22 protein-coding genes and 1 pseudogene are annotated in these 23,188 nt (G+C 62.2%); 17 read left to right on the forward strand and 6 right to left on the reverse strand.

Annotated elements, in window-relative coordinates; translation table 11 throughout:
• Positions 1 to 2: 2 nt before the first annotated feature.
• The 5 genes from CRN80_RS20070 to CRN80_RS20090 are packed head-to-tail and all read left to right on the forward strand — an operon-like array spanning position 3 to position 4,712.
• Positions 3 to 974, forward strand: a complete 972-nt coding sequence (locus tag CRN80_RS20070; RefSeq protein ID WP_098950877.1) for an amino acid ABC transporter permease — start codon at positions 3 to 5, stop codon at positions 972 to 974.
• On the forward strand, positions 967 to 1,740 hold the full coding sequence (locus CRN80_RS20075; RefSeq protein ID WP_047711276.1) for an amino acid ABC transporter ATP-binding protein: 774 nt from the start codon (positions 967 to 969) through the stop codon (positions 1,738 to 1,740). Before CRN80_RS20070 ends, CRN80_RS20075 begins: the two co-directional genes overlap by 8 nt.
• 18 nt (positions 1,741 to 1,758) lie before the next feature.
• Positions 1,759 to 2,682: an ABC transporter substrate-binding protein gene (locus CRN80_RS20080; RefSeq protein ID WP_098950878.1), complete on the forward strand. Its 924-nt coding sequence runs from the start codon at positions 1,759 to 1,761 to the stop codon at positions 2,680 to 2,682.
• A gap of 12 nt (positions 2,683 to 2,694) precedes the next feature.
• Positions 2,695 to 4,278, forward strand: coding sequence for an FAD-dependent oxidoreductase (locus CRN80_RS20085; RefSeq protein ID WP_098950879.1), 1,584 nt, complete (start codon positions 2,695 to 2,697; stop codon positions 4,276 to 4,278).
• Positions 4,279 to 4,289: 11 nt separating this feature from the next.
• Positions 4,290 to 4,712 (forward strand): RidA family protein, encoded by a 423-nt coding sequence (locus CRN80_RS20090; protein WP_032896335.1) that lies wholly within the window; start codon positions 4,290 to 4,292, stop codon positions 4,710 to 4,712.
• 42 nt (positions 4,713 to 4,754) lie between these two features.
• On the opposite strand, the gene CRN80_RS20095 is transcribed toward CRN80_RS20090, so the two are convergent.
• Positions 4,755 to 5,591: a 5'-nucleotidase, lipoprotein e(P4) family gene (locus CRN80_RS20095; protein ID WP_098950880.1), complete on the reverse strand. Its 837-nt coding sequence runs from the start codon at positions 5,589 to 5,591 to the stop codon at positions 4,755 to 4,757.
• Positions 5,592 to 5,762: 171 nt separating this feature from the next.
• On the opposite strand from CRN80_RS20095, the gene CRN80_RS20100 reads away from it, so the two are divergent.
• Complete coding sequence (locus tag CRN80_RS20100) at positions 5,763 to 6,182, forward strand: chemotaxis protein CheY (protein WP_098950881.1); 420 nt, start codon at positions 5,763 to 5,765, stop codon at positions 6,180 to 6,182.
• 3 nt (positions 6,183 to 6,185) lie between these two features.
• Here the strand turns inward: CRN80_RS20100 and CRN80_RS20105 are convergent, their stop codons facing one another.
• Entirely contained in the window at positions 6,186 to 7,391 is a 1,206-nt protein-coding gene (locus CRN80_RS20105) for a DUF1835 domain-containing protein (RefSeq protein ID WP_098950882.1), read from the reverse strand.
• 285 nt (positions 7,392 to 7,676) lie between these two features.
• Positions 7,677 to 8,753, reverse strand: a complete 1,077-nt coding sequence (locus CRN80_RS20110) for an aldo/keto reductase (protein WP_032896341.1) — start codon at positions 8,751 to 8,753, stop codon at positions 7,677 to 7,679.
• 215 nt (positions 8,754 to 8,968) lie between these two features.
• Here CRN80_RS20110 and CRN80_RS20115 point away from each other — a divergent pair, with 215 nt between their 5' ends.
• From CRN80_RS20115 to CRN80_RS20130, 4 genes are all read left to right on the forward strand, one after another.
• The gene (locus tag CRN80_RS20115) at positions 8,969 to 9,601 is read left to right on the forward strand and encodes a glutathione S-transferase family protein (RefSeq protein ID WP_098950883.1); all 633 of its coding nucleotides are present in this window, start codon (positions 8,969 to 8,971) and stop codon (positions 9,599 to 9,601) included.
• Positions 9,602 to 9,617: 16 nt separating this feature from the next.
• A complete protein-coding gene (locus tag CRN80_RS20120; RefSeq protein WP_032896344.1) occupies positions 9,618 to 10,538 on the forward strand; it encodes a LysR family transcriptional regulator in 921 nt (306 codons plus the stop codon).
• Positions 10,538 to 11,422 carry a LysR family transcriptional regulator gene (locus CRN80_RS20125; RefSeq protein ID WP_032896346.1) on the forward strand — a complete coding sequence of 295 codons (885 nt, stop codon included), beginning with the start codon at positions 10,538 to 10,540 and terminating at the stop codon, positions 11,420 to 11,422. Before CRN80_RS20120 ends, CRN80_RS20125 begins: the two co-directional genes overlap by 1 nt.
• A gap of 80 nt (positions 11,423 to 11,502) precedes the next feature.
• A complete protein-coding gene (locus CRN80_RS20130; RefSeq protein ID WP_098950884.1) occupies positions 11,503 to 12,435 on the forward strand; it encodes a pyridoxamine 5'-phosphate oxidase family protein in 933 nt (310 codons plus the stop codon).
• A gap of 154 nt (positions 12,436 to 12,589) precedes the next feature.
• On the opposite strand, the gene CRN80_RS20135 is transcribed toward CRN80_RS20130, so the two are convergent.
• Positions 12,590 to 12,865 (reverse strand): DUF6124 family protein, encoded by a 276-nt coding sequence (locus tag CRN80_RS20135; protein ID WP_032896349.1) that lies wholly within the window; start codon positions 12,863 to 12,865, stop codon positions 12,590 to 12,592.
• A 574-nt stretch (positions 12,866 to 13,439) separates the two neighbouring features.
• Between CRN80_RS20135 and CRN80_RS20140 the strand changes: the two genes are divergently transcribed.
• Positions 13,440 to 13,844, forward strand: a complete 405-nt coding sequence (locus tag CRN80_RS20140; RefSeq protein ID WP_032896352.1) for a RidA family protein — start codon at positions 13,440 to 13,442, stop codon at positions 13,842 to 13,844.
• A 111-nt stretch (positions 13,845 to 13,955) separates the two neighbouring features.
• On the opposite strand, the gene CRN80_RS20145 is transcribed toward CRN80_RS20140, so the two are convergent.
• Positions 13,956 to 15,443 carry an aldehyde dehydrogenase family protein gene (locus tag CRN80_RS20145; RefSeq protein WP_098950885.1) on the reverse strand — a complete coding sequence of 496 codons (1,488 nt, stop codon included), beginning with the start codon at positions 15,441 to 15,443 and terminating at the stop codon, positions 13,956 to 13,958.
• A gap of 236 nt (positions 15,444 to 15,679) precedes the next feature.
• On the opposite strand from CRN80_RS20145, the gene CRN80_RS20150 reads away from it, so the two are divergent.
• Entirely contained in the window at positions 15,680 to 16,849 is a 1,170-nt protein-coding gene (locus CRN80_RS20150; RefSeq protein WP_056787186.1) for a p-hydroxyphenylacetate 3-hydroxylase oxygenase component, read from the forward strand.
• A 56-nt stretch (positions 16,850 to 16,905) separates the two neighbouring features.
• Positions 16,906 to 17,379 (forward strand): annotated as a pseudogene (locus CRN80_RS20155) (flavin reductase family protein); the annotation flags it as partial.
• Positions 17,380 to 17,411: 32 nt separating this feature from the next.
• Here CRN80_RS20155 and CRN80_RS20160 read toward each other — a convergent pair.
• Positions 17,412 to 18,734: a hypothetical protein gene (locus tag CRN80_RS20160; protein WP_098950886.1), complete on the reverse strand. Its 1,323-nt coding sequence runs from the start codon at positions 18,732 to 18,734 to the stop codon at positions 17,412 to 17,414.
• A gap of 217 nt (positions 18,735 to 18,951) precedes the next feature.
• Here CRN80_RS20160 and CRN80_RS20165 point away from each other — a divergent pair, with 217 nt between their 5' ends.
• The 4 genes from CRN80_RS20165 to CRN80_RS20180 all read left to right on the forward strand — a co-directional run bounded on the left by CRN80_RS20165 (position 18,952) and on the right by CRN80_RS20180 (position 23,180).
• Positions 18,952 to 20,451 (forward strand): APC family permease, encoded by a 1,500-nt coding sequence (locus CRN80_RS20165; RefSeq protein ID WP_078803433.1) that lies wholly within the window; start codon positions 18,952 to 18,954, stop codon positions 20,449 to 20,451.
• On the forward strand, positions 20,414 to 20,980 hold the full coding sequence (locus CRN80_RS20170) for a DUF3156 family protein (protein ID WP_098950887.1): 567 nt from the start codon (positions 20,414 to 20,416) through the stop codon (positions 20,978 to 20,980). The genes CRN80_RS20165 and CRN80_RS20170 overlap by 38 nt, the downstream gene beginning before the upstream one ends.
• A 115-nt stretch (positions 20,981 to 21,095) precedes the next feature.
• Entirely contained in the window at positions 21,096 to 22,037 is a 942-nt protein-coding gene (gene feaR / locus CRN80_RS20175; protein WP_098950888.1) for a transcriptional regulator FeaR, read from the forward strand.
• A gap of 924 nt (positions 22,038 to 22,961) precedes the next feature.
• Positions 22,962 to 23,180 (forward strand): DUF6124 family protein, encoded by a 219-nt coding sequence (locus CRN80_RS20180; RefSeq protein WP_098950889.1) that lies wholly within the window; start codon positions 22,962 to 22,964, stop codon positions 23,178 to 23,180.
• Positions 23,181 to 23,188 lie beyond the last annotated feature (8 nt).

Here is a 23,188-nt window from a genome sequence, read left to right on the forward strand (position 1 = left end):
ACATGCCCATTGTTGCCAAACCCTATGACCTGCTGGATGAAGTCAGCGCCCAACCGCTGCGCAAGCGCCGTGCCGCCACGCCGATCAAGGCGTTGCGCGTGGTGCCGGCCCGGCATCCCTGGCGCTGGGCCGGGTCGATTTTCGCCGCGCTGGTATTACTCGCCATCGTGCACTCCCTGGCCACCAACCCGCGCTGGGAATGGGGCGTGTTCGGCCAGTGGTTCTTCTCGCCCTCGGTGCTGCGCGGGCTGGGCCAGACGTTGCTGCTGACGCTGCTGAGCACAGTGTTCAGCATCCTGCTGGGTACCGCGCTGGCCCTGGCGCGGCTGTCGGGTTCGCCGTTGCTGGCGGCGTTGGCCTGGGGCTATATCTGGTTCTTCCGCTCGATGCCGGCCCTGCTGGTGCTGATCATCCTCTACAACTTTGCCTACCTGTACGACCACATCGTGCTTGGCGTGCCGTTCACCGACCTGGTGTTCGCCGAGTGGTCGACGGTGGATGTGCTCAGCCAATTTACCGTGGCCGTCCTGGGCTTGAGCCTGATGCAGGCGGCCTACGCGGCGGAGATCATTCGCGGTGGGCTGATCGGCGTGGATGCCGGCCAGCATGAAGCGGCGGCGGCCTTGGGGTTGCCGGCCTCTCGACGCATCTTCCGGATCATTTTGCCCCAGGCGCTGCGCTCGATCTTGCCGTCGGGGTTCAACGAAATCATCGGCCTGGTCAAGGGCACCTCGATTGTCTACGTACTGGCCTTGCCCGAGCTGTTCTATACCGTGCAAGTCATCTATAACCGCACCCAGGCGGTGATCCCGTTGCTGATCGTCGCCACGGTCTGGTACCTGATCATCACCACCGTGCTCACCAGCGCCCAGTACTACGTCGAGCGCCACTTCGCCCGGGGCACCGCGCGGGTGCTGCCACCCACGCCGTTGCAGCGCGCGCGCCGCTGGTTCAAGGAGAAGGCCCATGCCTGAAGCACGCGCCGGGCGCATTCAGATCCAGGGCGTGGGCAAGCGCTTTGGCAACCAGCAGGTACTCGATCATATCGACCTGAGCATCGACCCAGGCAAGGTCACGGTGATCCTCGGGCCGTCCGGCTCGGGCAAGTCCACCTTGCTGCGCACCATCAACCACTTGGAGAAGATCGACAGCGGGCATATCACCATCGACGGTGAATACGTCGGCTATCGGCGCAAAGGCGACCTGCTGTTTGAACTCACCGAGCGCGAGATTCTCAAGCGCCGTATCGACGTGGGCTTCGTGTTCCAGAACTTCAACCTGTTTCCCCACCTCACTGCCTGGGAAAACATCGCCGAAGCGCCCCTGGCGCACAAGCGCTGGAGCCGGGTGCAGGCCCGTGACAAGGCCGATGAATTACTCGCCAAGGTCGGCCTGGCGGACAAGGCCGACGCCTACCCGCGCCAGCTCTCCGGCGGCCAACAGCAACGCGTCGCCATCGCCCGGGCCTTGGCGCTCGACCCCAAAGTGCTGCTGTTCGACGAGCCCACCTCGGCCCTCGACCCGGAACTGGTGGGCGAGGTGCTGGACGTGATCAAGGGCTTGACCCAACTGGGTGTGACCCTGGTGATTGTCACCCATGAGATCGGCTTTGCCCGCGAAGTGGCCGACCACGTGGTGTTCCTCTGCGACGGTCAACTGATCGAAGAAGGCCCGCCCGAACAGATTTTGCGCCAACCCCGACATCCCCGCACCCAGGCCTTTCTCGGCAAAGTGCTTTAGTTCAAGGAGTGACTGCCCATGTTTATCGCCACTGCCCGTGTCGCCCTGTTGGCAATTGCCGGGGCCACTGCCCACAGCGCATTCGCCGTGCAACAGGTGGACCTCAGCCCCGACCGCCCGCGCATCCATGCGCCACGCAATGAAGCCGCCATCGCGCAGATCCCGCCGGGCTTCAAGTTCGCCCAGCCGGGCAAGTTCACCGTGGCCGTGTCAGGCGTAGCCGGGCCACCGCTGGCGCTGCTGGCCAGTGACGACAAGACCACCATCGGCAGCGAGGCCGACACCGCCCAATTGGTGGCCGACAGCCTTGGCCTGCAACTCAATGTGGTGCAGACCAGCTGGGAAGACTGGCCCCTGGGCGTCAGCTCGGGCAAATACGACGCGGTGATCAGCAACGTCACCGTGACCGAGGCGCGCAAAAAGCGTTTCGACTTCGCCACCTACCGCCAGGATGTGCTCGGGTTTTACGTCAAGAGCACCAGCACGATCACTGAGATCAAGCAGGCGGCGGACATTGCCGGGCTGAAAATCATTGTCGGCTCTGGCACCAATCAGGAAAAAGTCCTGCTGGGCTGGAACGAGGCCAATGAGAAAGCCGGCCTAAAACCTGCGCTGTTGCAGTACTTCGACGACCAGGCCGCCGCGCAACTGGCGGTGCAGTCGGGGCGCAGCGACGCACTGTTCGGGCCGAACTCGGTGTACGCCTATTCGGCGGCGATCACCGGCGGCATCAAGCGCGTCGGCACCGTCAACGGTGGTTGGCCGTTGCAGGCGGATATCGCGGTGACCACGCGCAAGGACAACGGCCTGGTCAAACCGATTCACACCGCCCTGCAAGGCGCGATTGCCGGGGGGCAATACGCACAGGTGCTGCAACGTTGGGGCCTGGATGTGGAACGGGTCGACCAGTCGCTGATCAACCCGCCCGGGCTGCCGGATTAAGGAGGCACAGACATGGGACTGACACGACGTGAAGCGCTGTCGAGTATCGCAGCGGTGGGCGGTGAGAAAGCGGTCAAGGATGCACTGGCGGTGTTGGGGCTGGGCCCATCGTCACACCGCCGACCGCAACCGCTGAAACTCAAGGACGGCCTGGGGCAGGGCACCCGTGTGCTGGTGCTGGGCGCCGGGATGGCCGGGCTGGTCGCCGCGCTGGAGTTGACCCGCGCGGGCTTCAGCGTGCAGGTGCTGGAGGCCCGTGAGCGCGTGGGTGGCCGCACCTGGACCCTGCGTAACGGCGACCGCGTGGACTATAAGGACGGTCGCTCGCAGACGGTGGGGTTTGACCCAGGCCAGTATTTCAACGCCGGGCCGGCACGCATTCCCAGCCAGCACCGCACGATCCTCGACTATTGCAGTGAGCTTGGCGTGCCGTTGGAAGTGCTGGTCAACAGCAGTCATGGTGCCCAGGTGCGACCGGACCTGAGCCAGGCGGCGTTCAGCGTCGGCCAGGCGCTCAACGATACGCGTGGGCATTTATCCGGCTTGTTGGCCAAGGCGGTGCAACGCGATGCCCTTGACGATGTACTGAGTGGCGAAGAGCGCACGCGCCTGCTGGCTTTTTTGCAGGTCTATGGCGACCTGTCCCAGGCGTTGGCGTTTGAGGGCACCCTGCGTTCGGGACACCTTGAATCCGCCGCTCACCCTGGCGCCTTGCCCGCCCGCCGCAGCCCGTTGACGTTGGAGCGCTTGCTGCACCCGGAACTGTGGGGGGCTTTACTGCACACCGAGTTCCCGGAATTTTCAGCCACCATGTTCCAGCCGGTGGGCGGCATGGACCGTATCACCGAGGCCTTCTACCGACGCGTGCAGGAGCAGGTGCAACTGGGCGCCCAGGTGCGGCAGATCCGCCAGCTGGAGGACGGCGTGGCGGTGACCTACCACGACCAGCGCAGTGGCCGTGATCAGGTGGTGCGTGGCGATTTTTTGGTCTCCACCGTGCCGCTGCCCCTGCTGGCCAAGCTCGATACCGACTTCAGCGCGCCGGTCAAGGCGGCCTTGCTCAGCACCCGCAGCGACCAGGCGACCAAGGTGGCCTGGCAATCCCCGCGCTTTTGGGAGACCGACTACCGTACCTACGGCGGCTTGTCGTGGATCGAGCATCCGGCGCGCCTGCTGTGGTACCCCAGCAACGACCTCAACACTCGCCAAGGCGTGCTGGTGGCCGGTTACGTGACCGGCGAAGGTGCCGACGTGTTTGGCGCCCAACCGCTCGATCAGCAGTACGCTGCTTCTCGGCAAGCCGTGGAGCTGTTGCATCCAGGTTATGCCAGGCATTTGCGCCATCCACTGGCGGTTTCCTGGGAGCAGATCCCCTACAGCGAAGGCCCGTGGTTGCAACGCGAACACTTCCCCGCCCAGGCCCACGCCTTGCTTGAACAGCCCCATGGCCGGGTGTACTTCGCCGGCGACGGCCTGGTGCAAAGCGGCGTAGGCATCTGGCAGGAATCGGCAGCCAACTCGGCGCGCCATGTGGTCGCACAACTGGCCGAGCGCATCACCCAACAACACCAACTCGCGGCGTTGGCCGCATCCTGAGGAGCCTCACCATGAGCGACAGCATCCAACGCACCAGCGTCGGCGAATTCCCCATCTCGCAAACCGTCACCGTGCCGGCCTCGGCCAGCCTGGTGTTTGTCAGCGGCACGCTACCGGACCCCGCCGACCCGAAGGTACCTGGGGTGTATGGCGACACTGAAGTGCAGAGCGTTTCAGTGTTCAACAAACTGCGCCAGATACTGCGTCAACACGACTTGGACCTGGGCGACATCGTGCAGTTACGGGTGTTTCTGGTCGGCGCCGAAGAGACCGATGGCAAACTGGATTTTGCCGGGTTGCAGCGCGGTTATACCCAGTTCTTTGGCACGCCCGAACAGCCGAACAAACCGGCGCGCACCGCGTTGCAAGTAGTGGCGTTGCCATTGCCGGGGGCGTTGGTGGAGGTGGAGGCGATTGCGGCCAGGGCGGTGTGAGTACGCTCTGCGTGGGAACGATCATCATGGCAGGGCTTCACCCTATTCCTGCAACAGCAACGCCCCCTGCTTGAGCCTGCGTTTGTGCGCAAACGGCAAGCTCTCATCGTCACCATACGCCGCGCTATACCAGTTGCCGTAGCTCGGGTTGGGCAGCAGAAACCAACGCTGGCCTAGCCAGTTCACATAGGGTTCGACGGCCTTGCGCTGCGCATCCAGGGTGTTGTGTTCGGCTTGCACGAAATCTCCCAGCGAGTCTCCGGCCATCAACAGCACGCGGGCATGGCTGGCGACCCACTGGCGGCGGCACTGCTTGCCGTAGCCTGCGCTTTCGCAGTGGCCGGTGGGGGTGCTGGCCGCCAGGATCTGTGCGTCGCTCTCAATCGGGAAACCGCGCAAACGCAGGTTTTTGGCCGTGGCCGCGACTTGGCTGTGTTCTCGGTTGGTGAGGTAGTAAACCTGGATGCCTTTTTGCCGGGCCGCCTGCAGGAACGCCACCGAGCCTGGCAATGCCTGGGCCTTGGCCTGCTCGACCCAGGTGTTCCAGCGGTCATAGGAATAGACCTGATTGTTGATGATGTCGCGGGCGTTGAGGGGCACGTTGTCCAGCAGGGTTTCGTCGATGTCCACCACCACCGCCGGGGGCAGGCCGGCCAGGTTGCGTGGGGCAAAGGGCAGGGCGTCCCAGCTCGGGTCGGCCAGGGCGACATCCAGTTGGCGGGTGGCATTGGCGAAGAGCTGGCGGTAGATCAGTTCGTGCTCGATGGAAGTCTGGGTCCAGAGCACGGCGTCGAGTTGGTCATTGGCCGGCGGGTGTTGCTGGCAGCCTGCGAGGGCGGTAGTGAGCAAGCAGAGGCTGGCGAGGAACAGGTTGCGCATGGGCTGGGTCTCGAAGAGCGTGGAGGCATGGTCAGCACGCCAGTCTAATCACTTGAGGGGCTGGCTGCTCGTTGCCATTTCGGAATCGTCTTAAAGCCAGGCTTCACCCTTGGCGGGTAATGTAGCGAGCGTTGAAGGATCGTCGTCGCTGCCCATCTGCCAGGTTTGCCTATGTCCAATAAAGCGTTACGTTTTCTGATCGCCGATGGAGAGCATCTGCAGCGGGTCAAGATCGAGAAGATGCTCAACCAGTTGGGCTACTACCGCATCGCCCCCTTGAGCTCGTTCGACGAGGTGCAGGCGTTGACGCGTTCGAATGGTGTGATGTTCGACCTGTTGATCATCAACACCGCGCTGGTGCGCTCGCGCCAGGTCGACCTGCTGAAGTTCTGCCGGGAAAACCCGATGATCCGGCATGCGCTGATCTATGACGGGCAGTGCGCGCAGCGGTCGGTGGTGCCGGTGTCGGCCAGCCAGACCTTGCATTTGTCCTTGTCGCAATCGCCGGATTTCAACTCCCTGTGCCGCTGCCTGGAAATGCTCGACCCGGCGGCGATGGCGTGCGTTGCCGGGATGCTCACCAAGCATTGAGCCTCAGCCACCCCAGGTGGGCAGGTTGTCATTGCTCATTCGCCAATGGGGCTGCCGAGGCCTCAGGCACACTCCGCCGACCCAACGCTCATGGCTGGCGTGGTCCATCCAATGGGCGTCGCCATTTATGACGGCGTACCCCAGTGGCGTCAACGCCAAGGGACGCTTAGGCCATGGTTGATCAATCTCGGTTTCCACCAGCAACGGCTGCTCGCCATCGATCAACGGCCGCATCAGCGCATGAAACATCAGGTTGCCCAGGAACGGCAGCGGTTCGCGCTCGGCCATCAACTCCGCGAAGACGCGGGCAAACGCCACTGGCCCGCTTTCAGCGAGATACCTCAGCGCCAAGCGCTCGGTCAGTGAGAGTCCATCCTCAACTCCTGGCAACTCCTGTAATTGGCGGCGTAGCGCCGGCGCAAGCATCGGCAGGCTCGGGTGAGCAGTTTTGGCCAGTTCTGCCAGCTTGATTGGCGAGGGGTCGCAGTAAGCCGACCAGGCTTGTTTGGCCAGGTGCACCGCCGCGTCGTCGATCAAGCGTCGCTGCGGCCACAGCCAGGCAAGCACGTCGGGCGCCAGTTGCCCGATGCCGATAAACCGTTCGACGCCAGGTATGCGGTCGACCTCGATCAACTCTAGTGTTTTCGGCGCGCACTCAAGGCTTGAGAGTGCGCGAATCAGGAACAGTTGGTCATAGGCATCCGCTTCGCACCACAGCACGCTATGTTCGGCGCCGGCCAGTGAGTCCAATTGGGTGTATTCATCGTCAACGCGGCGGTCTACATCGGCAGGGGCCAGGGCAAAGGCCTGGCTGATAAAAGCGCTGCGCAGGCGACGGAATTCGGCGCTGGGAAGGTCGCGTACCGGGCCCATGCACAGTGGGTCGCTGAGCATCTGAAAGCGGCCCTTGAACCCCGCCACTTGCAGGCTGTGGGCAATATCATTGCCACAGCGCCAATGGCGAGTGCGTGCCTCGTCGCTGGCCTCGAAACCTTGGTGGCGCGCAGCAAAGTCCAGGGCATCGATATGCGCCTTGAGCTTGGGCCAACTGGCAAACCCCAATTGCTTGGCGAGCTGCCACTGGGCCTGGGCCAAGGTGGCACTGGGGTCTTGGTTTTTCAGGTGCGACAACAGTTCCCTGGCACGCTTGCGCTGCTGCTCAAGGTTGAGGCGGCCATTGGTAGTGGAGGCTAAAGGGCGTTGCGACATACGAGCTCCTTGCACAAACCTTTTCCGCTTTAAGGTTGGGAGTCGTAGAAATGAGGTGCAGCTGGGATGTCTTGGGCGCAGCCCTTTCCGCGGAAGGTGGCGTAGAGAGCGCCAGGCGGGAAATATAGGCAGCATTGCCATTGCATGCAACCCCAAAAATGTAGGAGCGAGCTTGCTCGCGAAAAACGTCAACGATAACGCGTGCTTCCTGAATAAACGCGGCGCCTGTGAGTTTTTCGCGAGCAAGCTCGCTCCTACAGAAAAGCCTGCACCAAGAGGGCTTTTTTACCTGTCCTTGCGCGCATCCAGAGTCTTTTGATGCTCGGCCAGGAACGGTTGCTCCGCGGGGTCAAAACGATCAATCCCGGCGGTAAAGCGGTGCCAATAGGGGTACAACGGCTGACGGCGAGTGACGGCTTCGATGCGCGCCGACTGCGCTTCGGTGAGTTTCAGTTCAGTGGCCGCCAGGTTGTCGCGCAGGTGTGCTTCGGTACGGGCGCCGACAATCAGCGAGGTGATCCCGGGGCGATCCTTGAGCCAGGCCAGGCAGGTGCGGGCGACCGAGACGCCGTGTTCATCACCGACGGCGGCGAGGGTCTCGATAATGTCCAGCGCACGTTCCTGGTCGTGGACATAGGGTTCCGGCCAACCGCTGCCCTGGCGGGTATTGGCCGGCGGCTTGTGCCCGCGTCGGGTGGTGCCGGTCAGCAGGCCTTCGCCCATCGGCCCCCATACCAGCGTGCCGATTTGCTGATCCAGGGCCAGGGGCAGCAACTCGTACTCGGCCTCGCGGGATTCCGGGGTGTAGTAGATCTGCTGGGTAATCGGCTTGAGCATCCCGTGCAGTTCAGCCTTGCCCAGGGTTTTCATCATCTGCCAGGCGGTGAAGTTGCTGGTGCCGAAGTAGCGGATCTTGCCCGAGCCCACCAACAGGCGCAGGGCTTCCAGGGTCTCTTCGATCGGCGTCATGCCGTCCCAGTTGTGCAGTTGGTACAAGTCGATGTGGTCGGTGCCCAGGCGCTTGAGGCTGGCTTCGCACGCGCGGATCAAGTGGTAGCGCGACGAGCCGGAGTTGTTGGGGTTGTCGTCCACCGGGCTGCGGCCTTTGGTGGCCAGCAGAATGTCGTTGCGCTTGTCGCCCAGCGCCTTGCCCACCACTTCTTCGGCCAGGCCGTGGGAATAGAGGTCGGCGGTGTCGACCATGTTCACCCCGGCGTCAAACGCCATATCGAACATGCGCTTGGCCAGGGGCACGTCCACTGCACCGCATTTTTCAAACTCTGCGCGACCGCCAAAGGGCACGGTGCCCAGGATGATTTCCGATACCAGCAGGCCGGAATGACCCAGTTGTCGGTACTGCATGTTGCCTCCTACTTAACGTTGCACGTGAAGGTGTGAACGATGGGCAGGGCGATAGTTTGAATTTTTTCATGAAATCCTTACGCCAAGCCTGGCGGCGGCTTTAACCAAGGATTGTTTCGCTGGATGAAATGCTGGATTGTGAATCCTGGTCATTCCGCCAAATAAGACAGCGGTAGAACATCCCTGGCGTCGATACCCACTCATTGGAGCCTGTCATGACCCAGCCTGCGATCAAACTCTATGGTTTTCCCCTGTCCGGCCACTCCCACCGGGTCGAGCTGATGCTGTCCCTGCTGGGGCTGACGAGCGAATTTATCCTGGTGGATCTCAAGCAAGGTGCGCATAAAACGCCTGAGTTTCTCACCCGCCTGAACAGCTTCGGCCAGGTGCCGGTGATTGATGACGGCGGCACGGTACTGGCCGACTCCAATGCCATCCTGCTTTACCTGGCCAGCACCTATGGCAACGGCCAATGGCTGCCGAGCGACCCGACTGGCCACGCGCGAGTACAACGCTGGCTCTCGGCCGCCGCCGGCCCACTGCATGCCGGGCCTGCCACGGCGCGCTTGGCCACGGTGTTTGGCGCCGAGGTGGACACTGTCAGCGCAATCAATCGTGCCCATGCCTTGCTGAGCGTGATGGAGCAGCAACTGAACCACAGCCGTTTCCTCGCCAGTGAGCAGCCCAGCATTGCCGATATCGCCTTCTACACCTACGTGGCCCATGCGCCGGAAGGCAATGTGTCCCTGGCCGACTACCCTAAGGTACGCGCCTGGCTGGCCAGCATCGAAGCACTGCCGGGTTTCGTTGGCATGCCGCGCACGGCGGTGGGGCTGCAATCGCAATAACAACTGAGGGGCGCCGATGGACCGATTTCATGAAATGCAGGTGTTCCTGGCCGTGGCCGAGGAGGAGGGCTTCGCGGCTGCCGCGCGCCGCCTGAACACCTCGCCGCCCAGCGTGACTCGGGCCATTGCCGCCATGGAACAACGCATCGGCACTCAGTTGCTGGCGCGCACCACCCGCAGCCTGCACTTGACCGAAGCCGGCCAGCGTTACCTGGAAGATTGCCGACGCATCCTTGCCGAGCTGGACGAGGCCGAGGAAGCGGCGGCGGGCAGTTACTCCATTCCGGGCGGTCAGTTGACGGTGACCGCACCGGTACTGTTTGGCGAGCTGTATGTGGCGCCGGTTCTAGGGGATTATCTGGACCGTTTTCCGTTGGTGAGTATCAACGCCTTGCTGGTCGACAGGGTGGTCAATATGACCGACGAAGGTGTGGATGTAGCGGTGCGTATCGGCCACCTGCACCAATCCGGACAGCAAGCGATCAAGGTCGGCGAAGTACGCCGGGTGGTGTGCGCATCGCCGGCTTATCTTGACCAACACGGGCGGCCCCAGCGCCCCGAGCAGTTGCGTGAGGCCAAGCTCGTCACGTCATCGTCCAGCCAACTGGTCAGTGAGTGGACATTTATCGACGCCGGCCAGCCGCTGAAGGTACCGATCGATCCACGCCTGGTGGTCACCGCCAACAATGCCGCGATCAACCTGGCCCGCCTGGGCTGGGGGATGACGCGGGTACTGTCTTATCAAGTCGCGGCAGCGGTGGCGGCGGGTGAGCTGGAGCTGGTGCTGGAGGATTTCGAACCGGCGCCGCTGCCGATCCACGTGGTGTTCCAGCAAAACGGCCGCGTGCCGGCCAAGGTCAATACGTTTGTGGATTTCCTCAGCCAGCGCCTCGGGCAGGACCCGGCCCTGAACGCGGCGACCAAGCGGCGCGCCTGATGGAGCGTTTTCGCGATATGCAGCTGTTTACCGCGCTGGCCGGGCAACCCAGCCTGGCGTCGGCGGCACGCCATGCACAGGTTTCAGGTCCCACGCTGGTAAGAGCGGTTGCACGCCTTGAGGCACGCCTGCGCGTGGTGTTGCTGCAACGCAGCACCCGCGGCGTCAGCTTGAGCGACGCAGGCCAGGCTTACCTTGCCGACTGCGTGCGCCTGCTGGCAGCGGTGGACGCCGCCGAGGCTTCGGCCAACGGTTTGCATGTGCAGGCCCAGGGCGACTTGCGGATATTCCTGCCGTTGCTGTTCAGCCGCTATGTCATGGCGCCGCTGTTGGCCGGCTATGCGGATCGCTACCCGGCGGTGCGCGTTATCGCGCATTACCACGACTATTACCCGAACCTGCACGTAGAGGGGCTGGACGTGGCGGTGCTGGTCGGCGAATTGCCCAGTTCGTCGCTGATTGCGCGGCAGGTCGGGCAGGTGGGCACTGTCCTTTGCGCCAGCCCCGCTTACCTGGCGACCCGGGGCGAACCCCGGCATCCGGCTGAACTCAAGCAGCATCATCTGATTGCCAGCGCCGACCCGGTGCACTGGGATTTCCTGCATTACACCCTCAAGGCTCGCGCCCGGCTGAGTTGCGCCACTGTCCAAGGCGCGATCAATGCGGCGGTGCAGGGGGCGGGCGTGATTCGAACCTTGAGTTACCCGCTGCACGAACACCTGGCGAGCGGCCAGTTGCAGCGCCTGTTGCCTACCTTCGAGTTGCCGCCGCAGCCGGTGCATGTGGTCTACCGCGAAGGCCGCCATGCGTCGATGCGCGTGCGCAGCTTTGTCGACTACTGCGTCAGTGCGTTGCGCGAGCATCCGGCGTTTCAGTTGGCGTAATAGTGGATTGCCCAGGGTGGGCATTCTCTCCATCGCGACGTGGGCGCAGCATCTGCAGTCTCTAACCGGAGGTGAGCGCCATGCACTCGATTGAAGCAACCCCTTGGCATGTCGGCGAACGGCACATGCAGGAAAGTGCCGGCGTTTCTGAACGCATGGCCATGATCGGGCCCAAGGTCATTCGTGATCATTTGCCTGAGCAGCACCGCGATTTTTACCCGCTACTGCCGTACCTGATCGCGGGTGTGGTGGACGAACAGGGCATCCCCTGGGCGACGATGCTGGAGGGCGCACCAGGCTTCGCGCACTCACCAGATCCGCACACGCTGCAGATCGACAGCCTGCCTTCCAAAACTGATCCCGCCTGGGCTGGAATAACGGATGGCTCGGCCATTGGCCTGCTGGGCATCGACCTCAACACCCGCCGCCGCAACCGCATGAATGGTCGCATCGGAACGCTTGAGGATGAGGGCTTCGCGGTCGAGGTGGTACACACCTTCGGCAACTGCCCCAAGTACATCCAACTGCGCCCCGTCGCCGGCATTGCGCGCAAACCCGGCAACCTGGCCGAGCGCAGCAACCGCCTGGATGACGCGGCTCAAGCACTGATCCGCCACGCCGACACCTTCTTCGTCGCCAGCTACGTCGACCTGCACGGCGAACGCTCGGTGGACGTCTCCCATCGAGGCGGCAATACGGGATTTGTGCGGGTGCAAGGCAACGTGCTGACCATCCCGGATTTCGCCGGCAACCTGTTCTTCAACACCCTCGGCAACCTGCACGCCAACCCGGTGGCGGGGTTGTTGTTTGTTGATTTTGAGACCGGCGACGTGCTGCAAGTGGCCGGGCGTACTTCGTTGATCCTCAGTGGGCCACAAGTGGCTGAGTTCGAAGGCGCGCAGCGCTTGTGGACGGTGACGGTGGAACATGTGGTCCGCCGCCCTGCAGCGTTGGCCTTGCGTTGGCAGTTCGCTGAGTTTTCACCGCACAGCCTGGCGATGGGCACCTGGTAGCCTGGCACGATAATGCCCTGTAGGAGCGAGCTTGCTCGCGAAAAACGTCAACAATAACGCGGGCTTCCTGAGTAAGCGCGGCGCCTGTGGATTTTTCGCGAGCAAGCTCGCTCCTACAGGGAATGTCATTGCCTGTTGGGTTTGTGCGTTTTCATCAGGCCACCGGGCACTCACGGTTCAGCGCTTGATCTACCAGCAACTGCGCAATCTCGATCATCTGCACCACCGCCAGCACCTGCTTGCGGGCGTGACCGTCAAGCTGTTCGGCACAGTCGTAGGCGCAGACGGTCGCGGACTCCAGCATTTCGCTGGCATTGCTCAAGGCGGCTTCAGTGCTGAGTCCGGGGCGGACGGTGAAGATGACATCGGGGGATAGTTGCGGGTTGTCATCCGAGGGGGATGGTGGGGGATTGGGTGTGACTTTTTTCATGGCGAAGCTCCTATGAATGAGCACCTCCATTTCGCTACCACACGAAGTAAGGAGGCGACTGTACACGGGGTGGTAGACCGGTCATAGAAACCCGGCAGGCCGAAGCCTCCCATGCACAGCCGCCACAAAGCAGCCCGCATAAAAAAACGCCCTTGAGCGTTTTTGGGGTCTATGAAAGAACTGGGCTACCACACCCATTCGCTGATTTTGCAGCGACCCGCGAAGGTTAGCGGCGAGGTTCATCGGACGCAACCCGAAAGTTGTGTAAGAGCGGTCCGACAACCGCGCCATTGCGGGTACGCTGAATAACCCATGTAGGAGCGAGCTTGCTCGCGAAAAACGTCAACGATAACGCGCGCTTCCTGAGTAAGCGCGGCGCCTGTGGGGTTTTCGCGAGCAAGCTCGCTCCTACAGGGGGGATGTGATTGCCTGGTGGGTTTGCGCGTTTTCATCAGGCCACCGGGCACTCAAGGTTCAGCGCTTGACCCACGAACATGTTGCTGGATGTTGAACCATCATCCTGAGCGGTTTCTTTGGGTTAGCCTTGTTTTCCTACTGACAACAAGGATTGGTCATGCAACGAAAGGTTATTAATCCCACGACGGTATTCAACTCCCTGCAATACGGTTTCAGCCAGGCCATGGAAGTGCCAGAGGGCCGGCGAATCATGCTGTCGGGGCAGGTGGGCGTGGATGCTCAAGAGCGTACGGTGGGCCCAGGGGTTGCCGAACAAACGGCCACGGCGTTGGACAATGTCGAAAAGGTGCTAGCCGCGGTGGGCGGTGATCTGTCTCATGTGATCATGCTGCGCTTGTATATTGTCGAATCTGCCCGAGAGCAGCAGGAGCCGATTGCCGAGGCTCTGCGCCAGCGCTTCGCGCACAACCCGCCACCGTCTTCGTGGATTATCGTCAGCGGATTATCGTTGCCGCAGTGGTTGATTGAGATCGAGGCGGAGGCGGTGGTTCCGTTCAGTTAGGGCTTTTGTAGGAGCGAGCTTGCTCGCGAAAAAACCAGAGCCGCCGCCTTTATTCAGGATGCACGCGTTATCGTTGACGGTTTTCGCGAGCAAGCTCGCTCCTACAGCCATTCAATACCGAACCATCACCGACTTAAGCTCGGTGTAATCCTCAATAAACGCACTGCCAAACTCCCGCCCCAGCCCCGAAGACCGGCTGCCACCAAACGGCACTGCCGGGTCGAGCAAGGTGTGCATGTTCACCCACACGGTGCCAGCCTTGACGGCCGGGATCATGCGCAGGGCCTTGCCCAGGTCATTGGTCCACAGGCTGGCGCTCAACCCGTAGGGCCCGTGGTTCATCATGGCGAGCAGTTCGTCTTCATCGTCGTAAGGCAGGAAGGTGGCGATGGGGCCGAAGGTTTCTTCGTTGAGCAGGGTGTCGTGCAGGTGGTTGGCGAGGATCACGGTGGGTTCGACGTAGCAGCCAGGGCGGTCGATGAGGTGGCCGCCGTGGATGATCGTGTTGTTTTCGGCGCGGGCCTGGTTGAAGTAGCCGAGCAGTTTGTGTTGGTGTTGCTGGTGGGTCACTGGGCCGAATTCGGTGTGTTCGTCCAGGGGCGAGCCAATGTTCAGTCGGCTGAGGCGTGCTTTTAGTTTTTCCAGCACGGCGTCAATCTGCGAGCGGTGCACGAAGAAGCGTTCGGCCGCCGCGCAGATTTGCCCTGAGTGCAAGAAGCCCGCTTCGATGATGCCATCCACCGCTTTGTCCACGTCCATGTCGCGCAGGAAACCGGCGGCGTTCTTGCCGCCCAGTTCCAGGGTCGCGCGGGTGAGGCCTGCGCCCATGGCACTGCGGCCCACCGCAATACCGGTGGGCACTGAGCCGGTGAACGACACCTTGTGGGTGCCAGGGTGTTCCACCAGCCCCTTGCCGACATGGCCGCCGCCGGTCAGCACGTTGAGCACACCCGCCGGCAACCCGGCCTCGATGGCCAGTTCGGCGATGCGCAGCAGGGTCAGCGGCGTGAATTCGCTGGGCTTGATGATGATGCTGCAGCCGGTTACCAGCGCCGAGGCGAGCTTCCAGATGGCGATCATGGTCGAGAAATTCCACGGCACAATGCCCACCACCACGCCCACCGGTTCGCGCAAAGTGAAGGCGGTGTAGCGCTCGCCATTGAACGAAGGCAGCGACGGCGTGAGCGTCTGGCCGCTGAGCTTGGTGGCCCAACCTGCGTAGTAACGCAGGAAGTGCGCGGCCTGGTCGACCTCAAAGGCGCGGGAAATCTGGATGATCTTGCCTGACTGGCAGGTTTCGATCTGCGCCAGTTCTTCGCGGTGGCGTTCCAGCAGGTCGGCCAGTTTCAGCAGCACGTTGCCACGAGTGGCCGGTGCGGTCTGTGACCACAACTGGAAACCCCGGTTGGCGCAAGCGACCGCAGCGTCGATATCCGCCAGGTCTGCGTCGGCCACATCGGCGATCACCTGGCCGGTGGCGGGGTTGGTCACGCTCAGGCGTGCATCGGCGTGGCTGCGCACACTGGCGCCGTCGATGAATAGCCCATGACGGCGACGCAAAAAGGCTTCGACGTGAGGCAGCAGCGGGATATCGCTCATGGCAGGTTCCTGGCAGTTCACAAAAGAAAACTCGAGGTTAACTAACGCGCAGGTACGCGGCTTGACTGTGCCTGCCAGGTTTTATGCCTGTGCCTGCCGTGCCTGTGAAAAGTACAACCTTGCCTGCCGAACGTGCATGTTGTGCCGGCGCAAGCCGGTCGATACTGGCCCTGCATCCCGCGCCGTTCCACGATTTGGAGCGCCTGCCGGACTTCCAATAATAAGCAGGGCCGTCCATGAAAAAGCCAAACCCGCTCCTCGAAGACCTCAAGCCTCTTCTGCCTGCCATTGCCGCCAACGCCAGCCGTGCCGAACAGCTGCGCCAAGTGCCGGATGAGAATATCGCGCTGCTCAAAAGCATCGGCCTGCACCGCGCCTTCCAGCCCAAGGCATTCGGTGGCCTGGAACTGTCGCTGCCCGAATTCGCCGACTGCATCGCCTTGCTCGCCGGCAGTTGCGCCAGCACCGCCTGGGCCATGAGTTTGTTGTGCACCCACAGCCATCAACTGGCGCTGTTCTCAGCGCAGTTGCAGGAGGAGATCTGGGGCGCCAACCCGGATGCCACGGCCAGCAGCAGTATCGCGCCGTTCGGCCGGGTGACCGAGGGTGAGGGCGGCGTGTACTTCAGTGGCGAGATGGGCTGGAGCAGCGGCTGTGACCATGGCGAGTGGGCGATTGTCGGCTGCCGTCGCCAGAATGCCGAAGGCACCCAGGACTACTGCTTTGCCGTGCTGCCGCGCAGTGACTATCAGATCCGCGATGACTGGTTTGCAGCCGGCATGAAAGGCAGCGGCACCAAGACCCTGATCATCGACAACGCCTGGGTGCCCGAGCACCGTATCCAGAAGGCCAAGGACATGATGGAAGGCAAGTCCGCAGGCTTTGGCTTGTACCCAGACAGCCAGATTTTCTACGCGCCGTACCGGCCGTATTTCGCCAGTGGTTTTTCCACCGTCAGCCTCGGTGTGGCCGAGCGCATGCTGGAGGTGTTCCGCGAAAAAACCAAAAACCGCGTACGTGCCTACACCGGTGCTGCCGTCGGCGCCGCGACCCCGGCGCTGATGCGCCTGGCCGAGTCCACCCACCAAGTGGCCGCCGCCCGGGCGTTTTTGGAGAAGACCTGGCAAGACCACGCCGAACACAGCGCCGCCCAACGCTACCCAACGCGAGAAACCCTGGCGTTCTGGCGCACCAACCAGGCCTACGCCACCAAGATGTGTATCGAAGCGGTAGACCGGCTGTTCGCCGCCGCCGGTGGCAATGCCTGGTTCGAACACAACGAAATGCAGCGCCTGTTCCGCGATTCCCATATGACCGGCGCCCATGCCTACACCGACTATGACGTGTGCGCGCAGATCCTCGGCCGTGAGCTGATGGGCCTGGAACCCGACCCGAGCATGGTGTAGCCGCGTTTTCCCTACAACAATCAGGGCGGCCCGTAGAGGCCACCCAGGAGTCTTGCATGTCTGACGTATTCGACCCACGAGCCTTTCGTCGCGCCTTGGGCAACTTTGCCACTGGCGTGACCGTGGTCACCGCCGCCACCGCTTCCGGGCGCAAGGTGGGCGTGACGGCCAACAGTTTCAACTCGGTGTCCCTTGACCCGCCGCTGGTGCTGTGGAGCATCGACAAACGCTCCAACAGCCATGCGGTGTTCGAGGAGGCCAGCCACTTTGCGGTGAATGTGTTGGCGGCGGACCAGGTGCATCTATCCAACAATTTCGCGCGCCCCCGTGAAGACCGCTTCGCCCTGATCGAATACGAGCCGGGGGAGGGTGGCTCGCCGGTATTCGCCGATTGCTCGGCGCGTTTTCACTGTGAGAAATACCAGCAGGTGGACGGCGGCGACCATTGGATTATGATCGGCAAGGTGGTGGCCTTTGATGACTTTGGCCGTGCGCCGCTGCTCTATCATCAGGGCGCGTATGCCGAGGTCCGGGCGCTGCCTCCTTGCGCGCCCGAGGCGGTTTAGAACGGCACGGCGACCACCAGTTGGCTGTAGACATTGGTGCCGTTGCCGCCGACCTGGTTGCCGCCGTTGTCGGCTGATTTATTCGGTTTGTACAGGCCGAGCAGCGGCGTGATGATCAGGTGCTCGTTGACGGCCCATTCGGCATACAGGTCCAATTCGCGGCCATCCAGATTGGGCTGGTCACGGGTACTCACGGTGTTGTAGTCGAAGAACAGCGCCCCAAGGGTGACGTTCTCCAAGGGCTTGACCTTGAGCGCCACGTGCTGCACGGCGGTATTGCTGTTGAAGGGGCCGGAATAGTTGCCCGCCACTTCGCCCTGCACCCAGGTGCCGTAGCCACGGTTGAAGCCTGAGAACATGCCGTCCCAGTTCTTTGAATAGCGTGCATAACGATAGGTCAGGTCCGGTGACCACGGCAGGTTGGCAAAGGTGTAGCCGGCTTCGGCGTAGCCGGCATTTTCCTGGCCGTCGCGACGGCTTTGGCGCGCCAGTTCGAAGGCGAAGTGCGCGTTGTCGATACCGGCACTGCCGGCGCCGCGCAGGCTGTAGAGGTTCATGCCTTTGCGCTGGCGCTGCAGGTCGGTGGCGAAGCGCTCATCCACGTCGATGCCGTGAATGTAGGTCAGCCCCAGGGTGCCCGGCGCGGCAGTGTATTCCAGGGTGCCGGCGGCCATTTCGGTGAGGGCCTGGGCGCGGTTGTCGGACTTGATCCACATCAGGCTGCCGTGCACACCGTTCTTGCCGCCCAGGCGAATCACCGCCGTTTTATCGAAGGCATGGCGCGCGGCGATGTAGTAGGCGCCGCCGCGATTGAACTCGCCGTCGCCCACGCCATTGCCCAGGTTGGGGCCGTCGTCGTTAAGGATAAAACCGTCGCCGAGCATGATGATCTGGCGACCGAACGACAGGTCCAGGCCATCCTTGCCCAGCGCCGGTAACAACTCGCCAGACCGCCAGCCCGCAAAGGCCTCGTCAAACTTGGTGGTGCGCTCGGTGCCGTTGGTGAGCCCTGCCGCATCGCCATCGCCCCAGGTACCGGAACTCACCAGGTTGGCCGTGCCATACACGCCGCCCAGGTGGCCCAGGCTTTGTTCGACGCTCAAGCCGTACTTGATGAACGCCTCGCGCCAGGTGGAGCCGCCGCTGCGCCCATCGTAGTTCTTCGGGCTGTTGAACATACCGTACACGGCGAGGAAGTTGCCGGTGACCTGGGTGTCGGCGTCGGCATATAACTCGATGGCCTGCGCCTGGCCCACCAGCAGTGCCACGCCCAGGCAGACCGCCTGGCGCAGGCGGCGGTTTTTCAGTGTGTGCTCCATTGTTATTGCCCCCATCTTGGTTAAGAGTGAGGGCGCATTAGGGCGAGCGGTATGAGGCCAAGTCTTTTCCCTGCGTGCCAGGCAATTGACTCTGGCCGCCAGGCCACACGCCCTGGCAGGCAGCAACAAAACCGGCGGCAGACAGGGGCAAGACGATCAACGGGAGTGGGGCGCAGAGTGCCGACACATTAAAAAAAACCGCTTCGAGGACCCCTCCATGTCGATCAACGACCGACTCACCGCACACCTCAACCGGGGCACGGTAGGTTTTCCCACTGCGTTGGCCAGCACCATCGGCCTGATCATGGCCAGCCCGGTAATTCTCACCGCCACCATGGGTTTTGGCATCGGTGGCAGCGCGTTTGCCCTGGCGATGCTGATCGCCGTGGTGATGATGCTGGCCCAGGCCACCACCTTTGCCGAGGCTGCCTCGATACTGCCCACCACCGGTTCGGTGTACGACTACATCAACTGCGGTATGGGCCGGTTCTTTGCGATCACCGGGACCTTGTCGGCCTATCTGATCGTGCATGTGTTCGCCGGCACGGCCGAAACCATCCTCGCCGGGGTCATGGCCTTGGTGAACTTCGAACACCTCAATACTCTGGCAGAGTCGGCCGGCGGCTCATGGCTGCTGGGCGTCGGTTTCGTACTGGTGTTCGGCGTGCTGAATGCCTTTGGCGTCAGCGCATTTGGCCGCGCGGAGATCATCCTGACCTTCGGCATGTGGACCACCCTGATGGTGTTTGGTGTACTGGGCCTGATCGCCGCGCCGGCGGTGCAGTTGGAGGGCTGGTTCGGTGAGTCGCTGGTGGGCACCGACCTGGTCACCGTCCTGTCGCTGGTGGGCATGGCGATGTTCATGTTCGTGGGCTGCGAGTTCGTCACCCCGCTGGCGCCAGACCTGCGCCAATCGGCCAAGGTGATGCCACGGGCGATGATGCTCGGGCTGATGGGCGTGGCCACGTGCATGTTCATCTATGGCGCGGCGATGAAGCGCCAGGTGGAAAACGTGGTGCTCGATGCGGCTTCCGGTGTGCACTTGCTGGACACGCCCATGGCCATCCCCCGGTTCGCCGAACAGGTGATGGGGCAGATCGGCCCGTTGTGGCTGGGCATCGGCTTTCTGTTCGCTGGCGCTGCGACCATCAATACCTTGATGGCCGGCGTGCCGCGCATTCTCTACGGCATGGCGGTGGATGGCGCCTTGCCCAAGGTGTTCACCTACCTGCACCCGCGTTTCAAGACGCCGCTGTTGTGCATCCTGGTGGCCATGTTGATTCCGTGCTTGCACGCGCTGTACCTGGGCGGCAACACTGACAACATCATGCACCTGGTGCTGGCGGCGGTGTGCGCCTGGAGTTTTGCCTACCTGTTGGTGACGCTGTCGGTGGTGATCCTGCGCATTCGGCGTCCGGACTTGCCTCGGGCCTATCGCTCGCCGTGGTTCCCGCTGCCGCAGATCGTCTCCAGCATCGGCATCCTGTTGGGCATGTGGTTTATCACCCCGCCCGGCATGAACCCGGCGGACATCTACGTGCCGTTTGGCGTGATGCTCGGTGTGACGGCCACCTACGCGCTGTTCTGGACCCTGGTGGTGCAGAAGGTCAACCCCTTCAAGCCCGCCTGCGTGGAAGAGGTGTTGGCCAGGGAATTCAATCATGAACCGGGGCACGCCCATGCCAGTTATAGCGACCTTGCGGCAAAAACTGTTTGAGCTGTTTCGTGCCGACCGCGCACCCAGCGGGTACCGGCCGGGGGTGACCCTGGCGCATCTGAGGCGTGATCTGGGCCTGGCCACCCTTGAAGTGGATGGTGTGGCCTTCGAGATTGTCGAGCGCACCGAGTCGCAGCTGTTGATGCACCTGGTGCTGACCGAATGTGTCCTGCGCGTTCCTGCTGCAGCGGGTGGCACCGCTCGCTTTGAGGTGCACCATGGCGGCGCGATCCGTCGCAGTGGCATTCATGTGCGGCGCCGCGCTGGCAACCAGGCACTGGGCCGTGAATTGCAGGCGCGTTTACAGGCTGACAGCGTGTTGTTCCAGGCGTTGATGCCGCTGGATTTCAAGCGCCTGCGCATCGAGCTGCACGACCAGCAATGGTGCGTGCGCCTGGAACATATGGGTGGCAGCGAGGTGGTCAACCGCATGCCGGCGTTTCGGCGCTACATTGCGGTGAGCGCCGAGCAACGCGGGTACATCTTGGCAACCCTGGCCGGGTTGCGGCGGGTACTGTCGGGTCTCTGATTGGCACCATTAGTGCTTCTGCAAAGGGCAAACAGGTTTGTTGTTGCGTGCATATAGATAACATGTTAACTATTGCACCAGAACAACAAGAATAACGCCACTGCGGAGACACCCCATGAGCATCCCACAGCATGCACCCGACGGGCTCGACAGCTGGAACCGCGAACTGCGCGCCGCGTGCGGCCACTTCGATACCGAACTGGCTTTCAACCGTTCGCTGTTTATCGGCGAGATCCACAACCTGTCGCGTGGCCTGGCCATCCTGCGCACCAATGCCGGGCTGATCAAGCGCCCGACGCACCACGCCGACCATGACAACGACCAGGAATGTTTCCTGGTCAGCCAGCGCAGCGGCTATTCGCAAATCACCCAAAACGACCAGACCGTGCAACTGGCCCCCGGCGAAATGCTGTTGATGGATTCGGTGGGTTCCATCGAAATCACCCCCTTCGGCCTGATCGAACACGCCTCGCTGTCCCTGTCGCGCACGGCGGTGTGCAAGCACCTGGGCGGCCAGGCACGGGCCTTCGGCAAGGTCTCCTCGACCAAGGCCTGTGGGCGCATGCTGCATGTGCTGATGGACCAACTGTGCAAGGACGATATCGACGAAGACGCCACGCAAGTGGAAGCGCTGCAAGCGGCGTTCGTGTCGCTGCTGGGTTCGGCGTTGGAGCAGGGCGACGAGTGCCGCGAAGGCGTGGCCGCGTTGCAGGGCAATAACCTGCGCAGTTATGTGCAGAAGGTCATCGACGAGTCGCTGAGCCAGCCAGGCTTGAGCCCGATCGGCCTGGCCAACCGCCTGAATATCTCGGTGCGGCACCTGTACCGTTTGTTTGAAGAACAGGACGACAGCGTCTGCCGCTATATCCAGCGCGCGCGGCTCAAGCGCAGTGCGGATGACTTGACCAACCCGTTTCTGCGCAGTGAGTCGATTACTTCGATTGCCTACAAATGGGGCTTTACCGACTCGGCGCATTTCAGCCGCTCGTTCAAGAAGCAGTTCGAGGTGTCGCCCAAGGATTTTCGTTCGAGCCGGTTGCAGGCGGTGGGGGTGTAAACAGGTTCTTCAAGCTGCATGAGATCTAATGTGGGGCTTGCCTGCGATGACCATAGGTATCTACATAACTTTGGGGATGACGCCGAACCGGTGGCGAGGGAGCTTGCTCCCGTGGCGGCCTGACAGCCTACACCTATCTAACTGACATCCCCGCGATCCAACTGTGGGAGCTGGCTTGCCTGCGATGACGGCCTCACAGTCGACACTGTTATACCGAGTACATATCCATTGCTGCGGTAACGGCTACTTAGGGTTCCGCTCTGACAGCGGCTCACTTTTGAAAAGCGCAAAAGTAAGCAAAACGCTCATGCCCCACCACTCGGCACCTCGCCTAGGCTCGGTGTGCCCGTAATCCGCCAGTGATTTGGGGGGCCGCCGCCACGCGCCATCCATGGCGCGGGGCGGCTAAACCGGCATCCCTGCCGGTTTACCCCCCAAATCCCTGTCGAATTCCGGCCAGCGTGGTTTAACGGGGCGCCTGAGATCAAAAGCAGATCAAGATCAAGAGCGACTCGCTTCGCATCGTGGAGTGGGTGGTCGGGCGTGGTTAATTGTGGGGGGGCATTTCGGCGGGTGAGTTGGATTTGTCCCACAGGGTCTGTAGGACGGGTCTGGCAATTGGGCTTGTGCCTTGTAACCTTGCCTACAGCTACGCCAGAATCCGCCGGCTTGTGCGTCTGGATGGGCGTCTTTAAGGTTTGCCGGTCACTGAATGTTCAGTGATCGGGTTTAGTAGCCCGACCGACCAAAGCATGTGCACCTGCTCCAAAAGCATGGCGTTTATCGCCTACCTGATGGTGGCTGTGCGCAGGGCACCTTCGGGTGCGCCGGTCTTTGCTTTGTTCCCCGGTCTACTAACCTGCGTACAGCTGCCACCCTTCGTTTAGTAGCGAAACGGTAGTGGCCCTATCAGGGAACAAATGCATGTCTATCCGTCTTTTCAATGTTTCACCCAACCTTCCCACCGAAACCCTCGTGCTCAACAGCTACGAAACCTTTTCCTCGGTGTGCACCTTGCTGCTCAACCTGTCCAACGACCTCACCGGCGAACACCGCGACGTAGCGCTGGCCATCCACCAGTTAAGCGAACTGGGCGTCATGCTGGTCAGCCAGATGATGGACCGCGAAGCCCCGCTGACCTAAAGGTAAAG

The sequence above is a fragment of the Pseudomonas sp. FDAARGOS_380 genome (assembly GCF_002591235.1).
GTDB classification, from domain to species: Bacteria; Pseudomonadota; Gammaproteobacteria; order Pseudomonadales; family Pseudomonadaceae; genus Aquipseudomonas; species Aquipseudomonas salmasensis.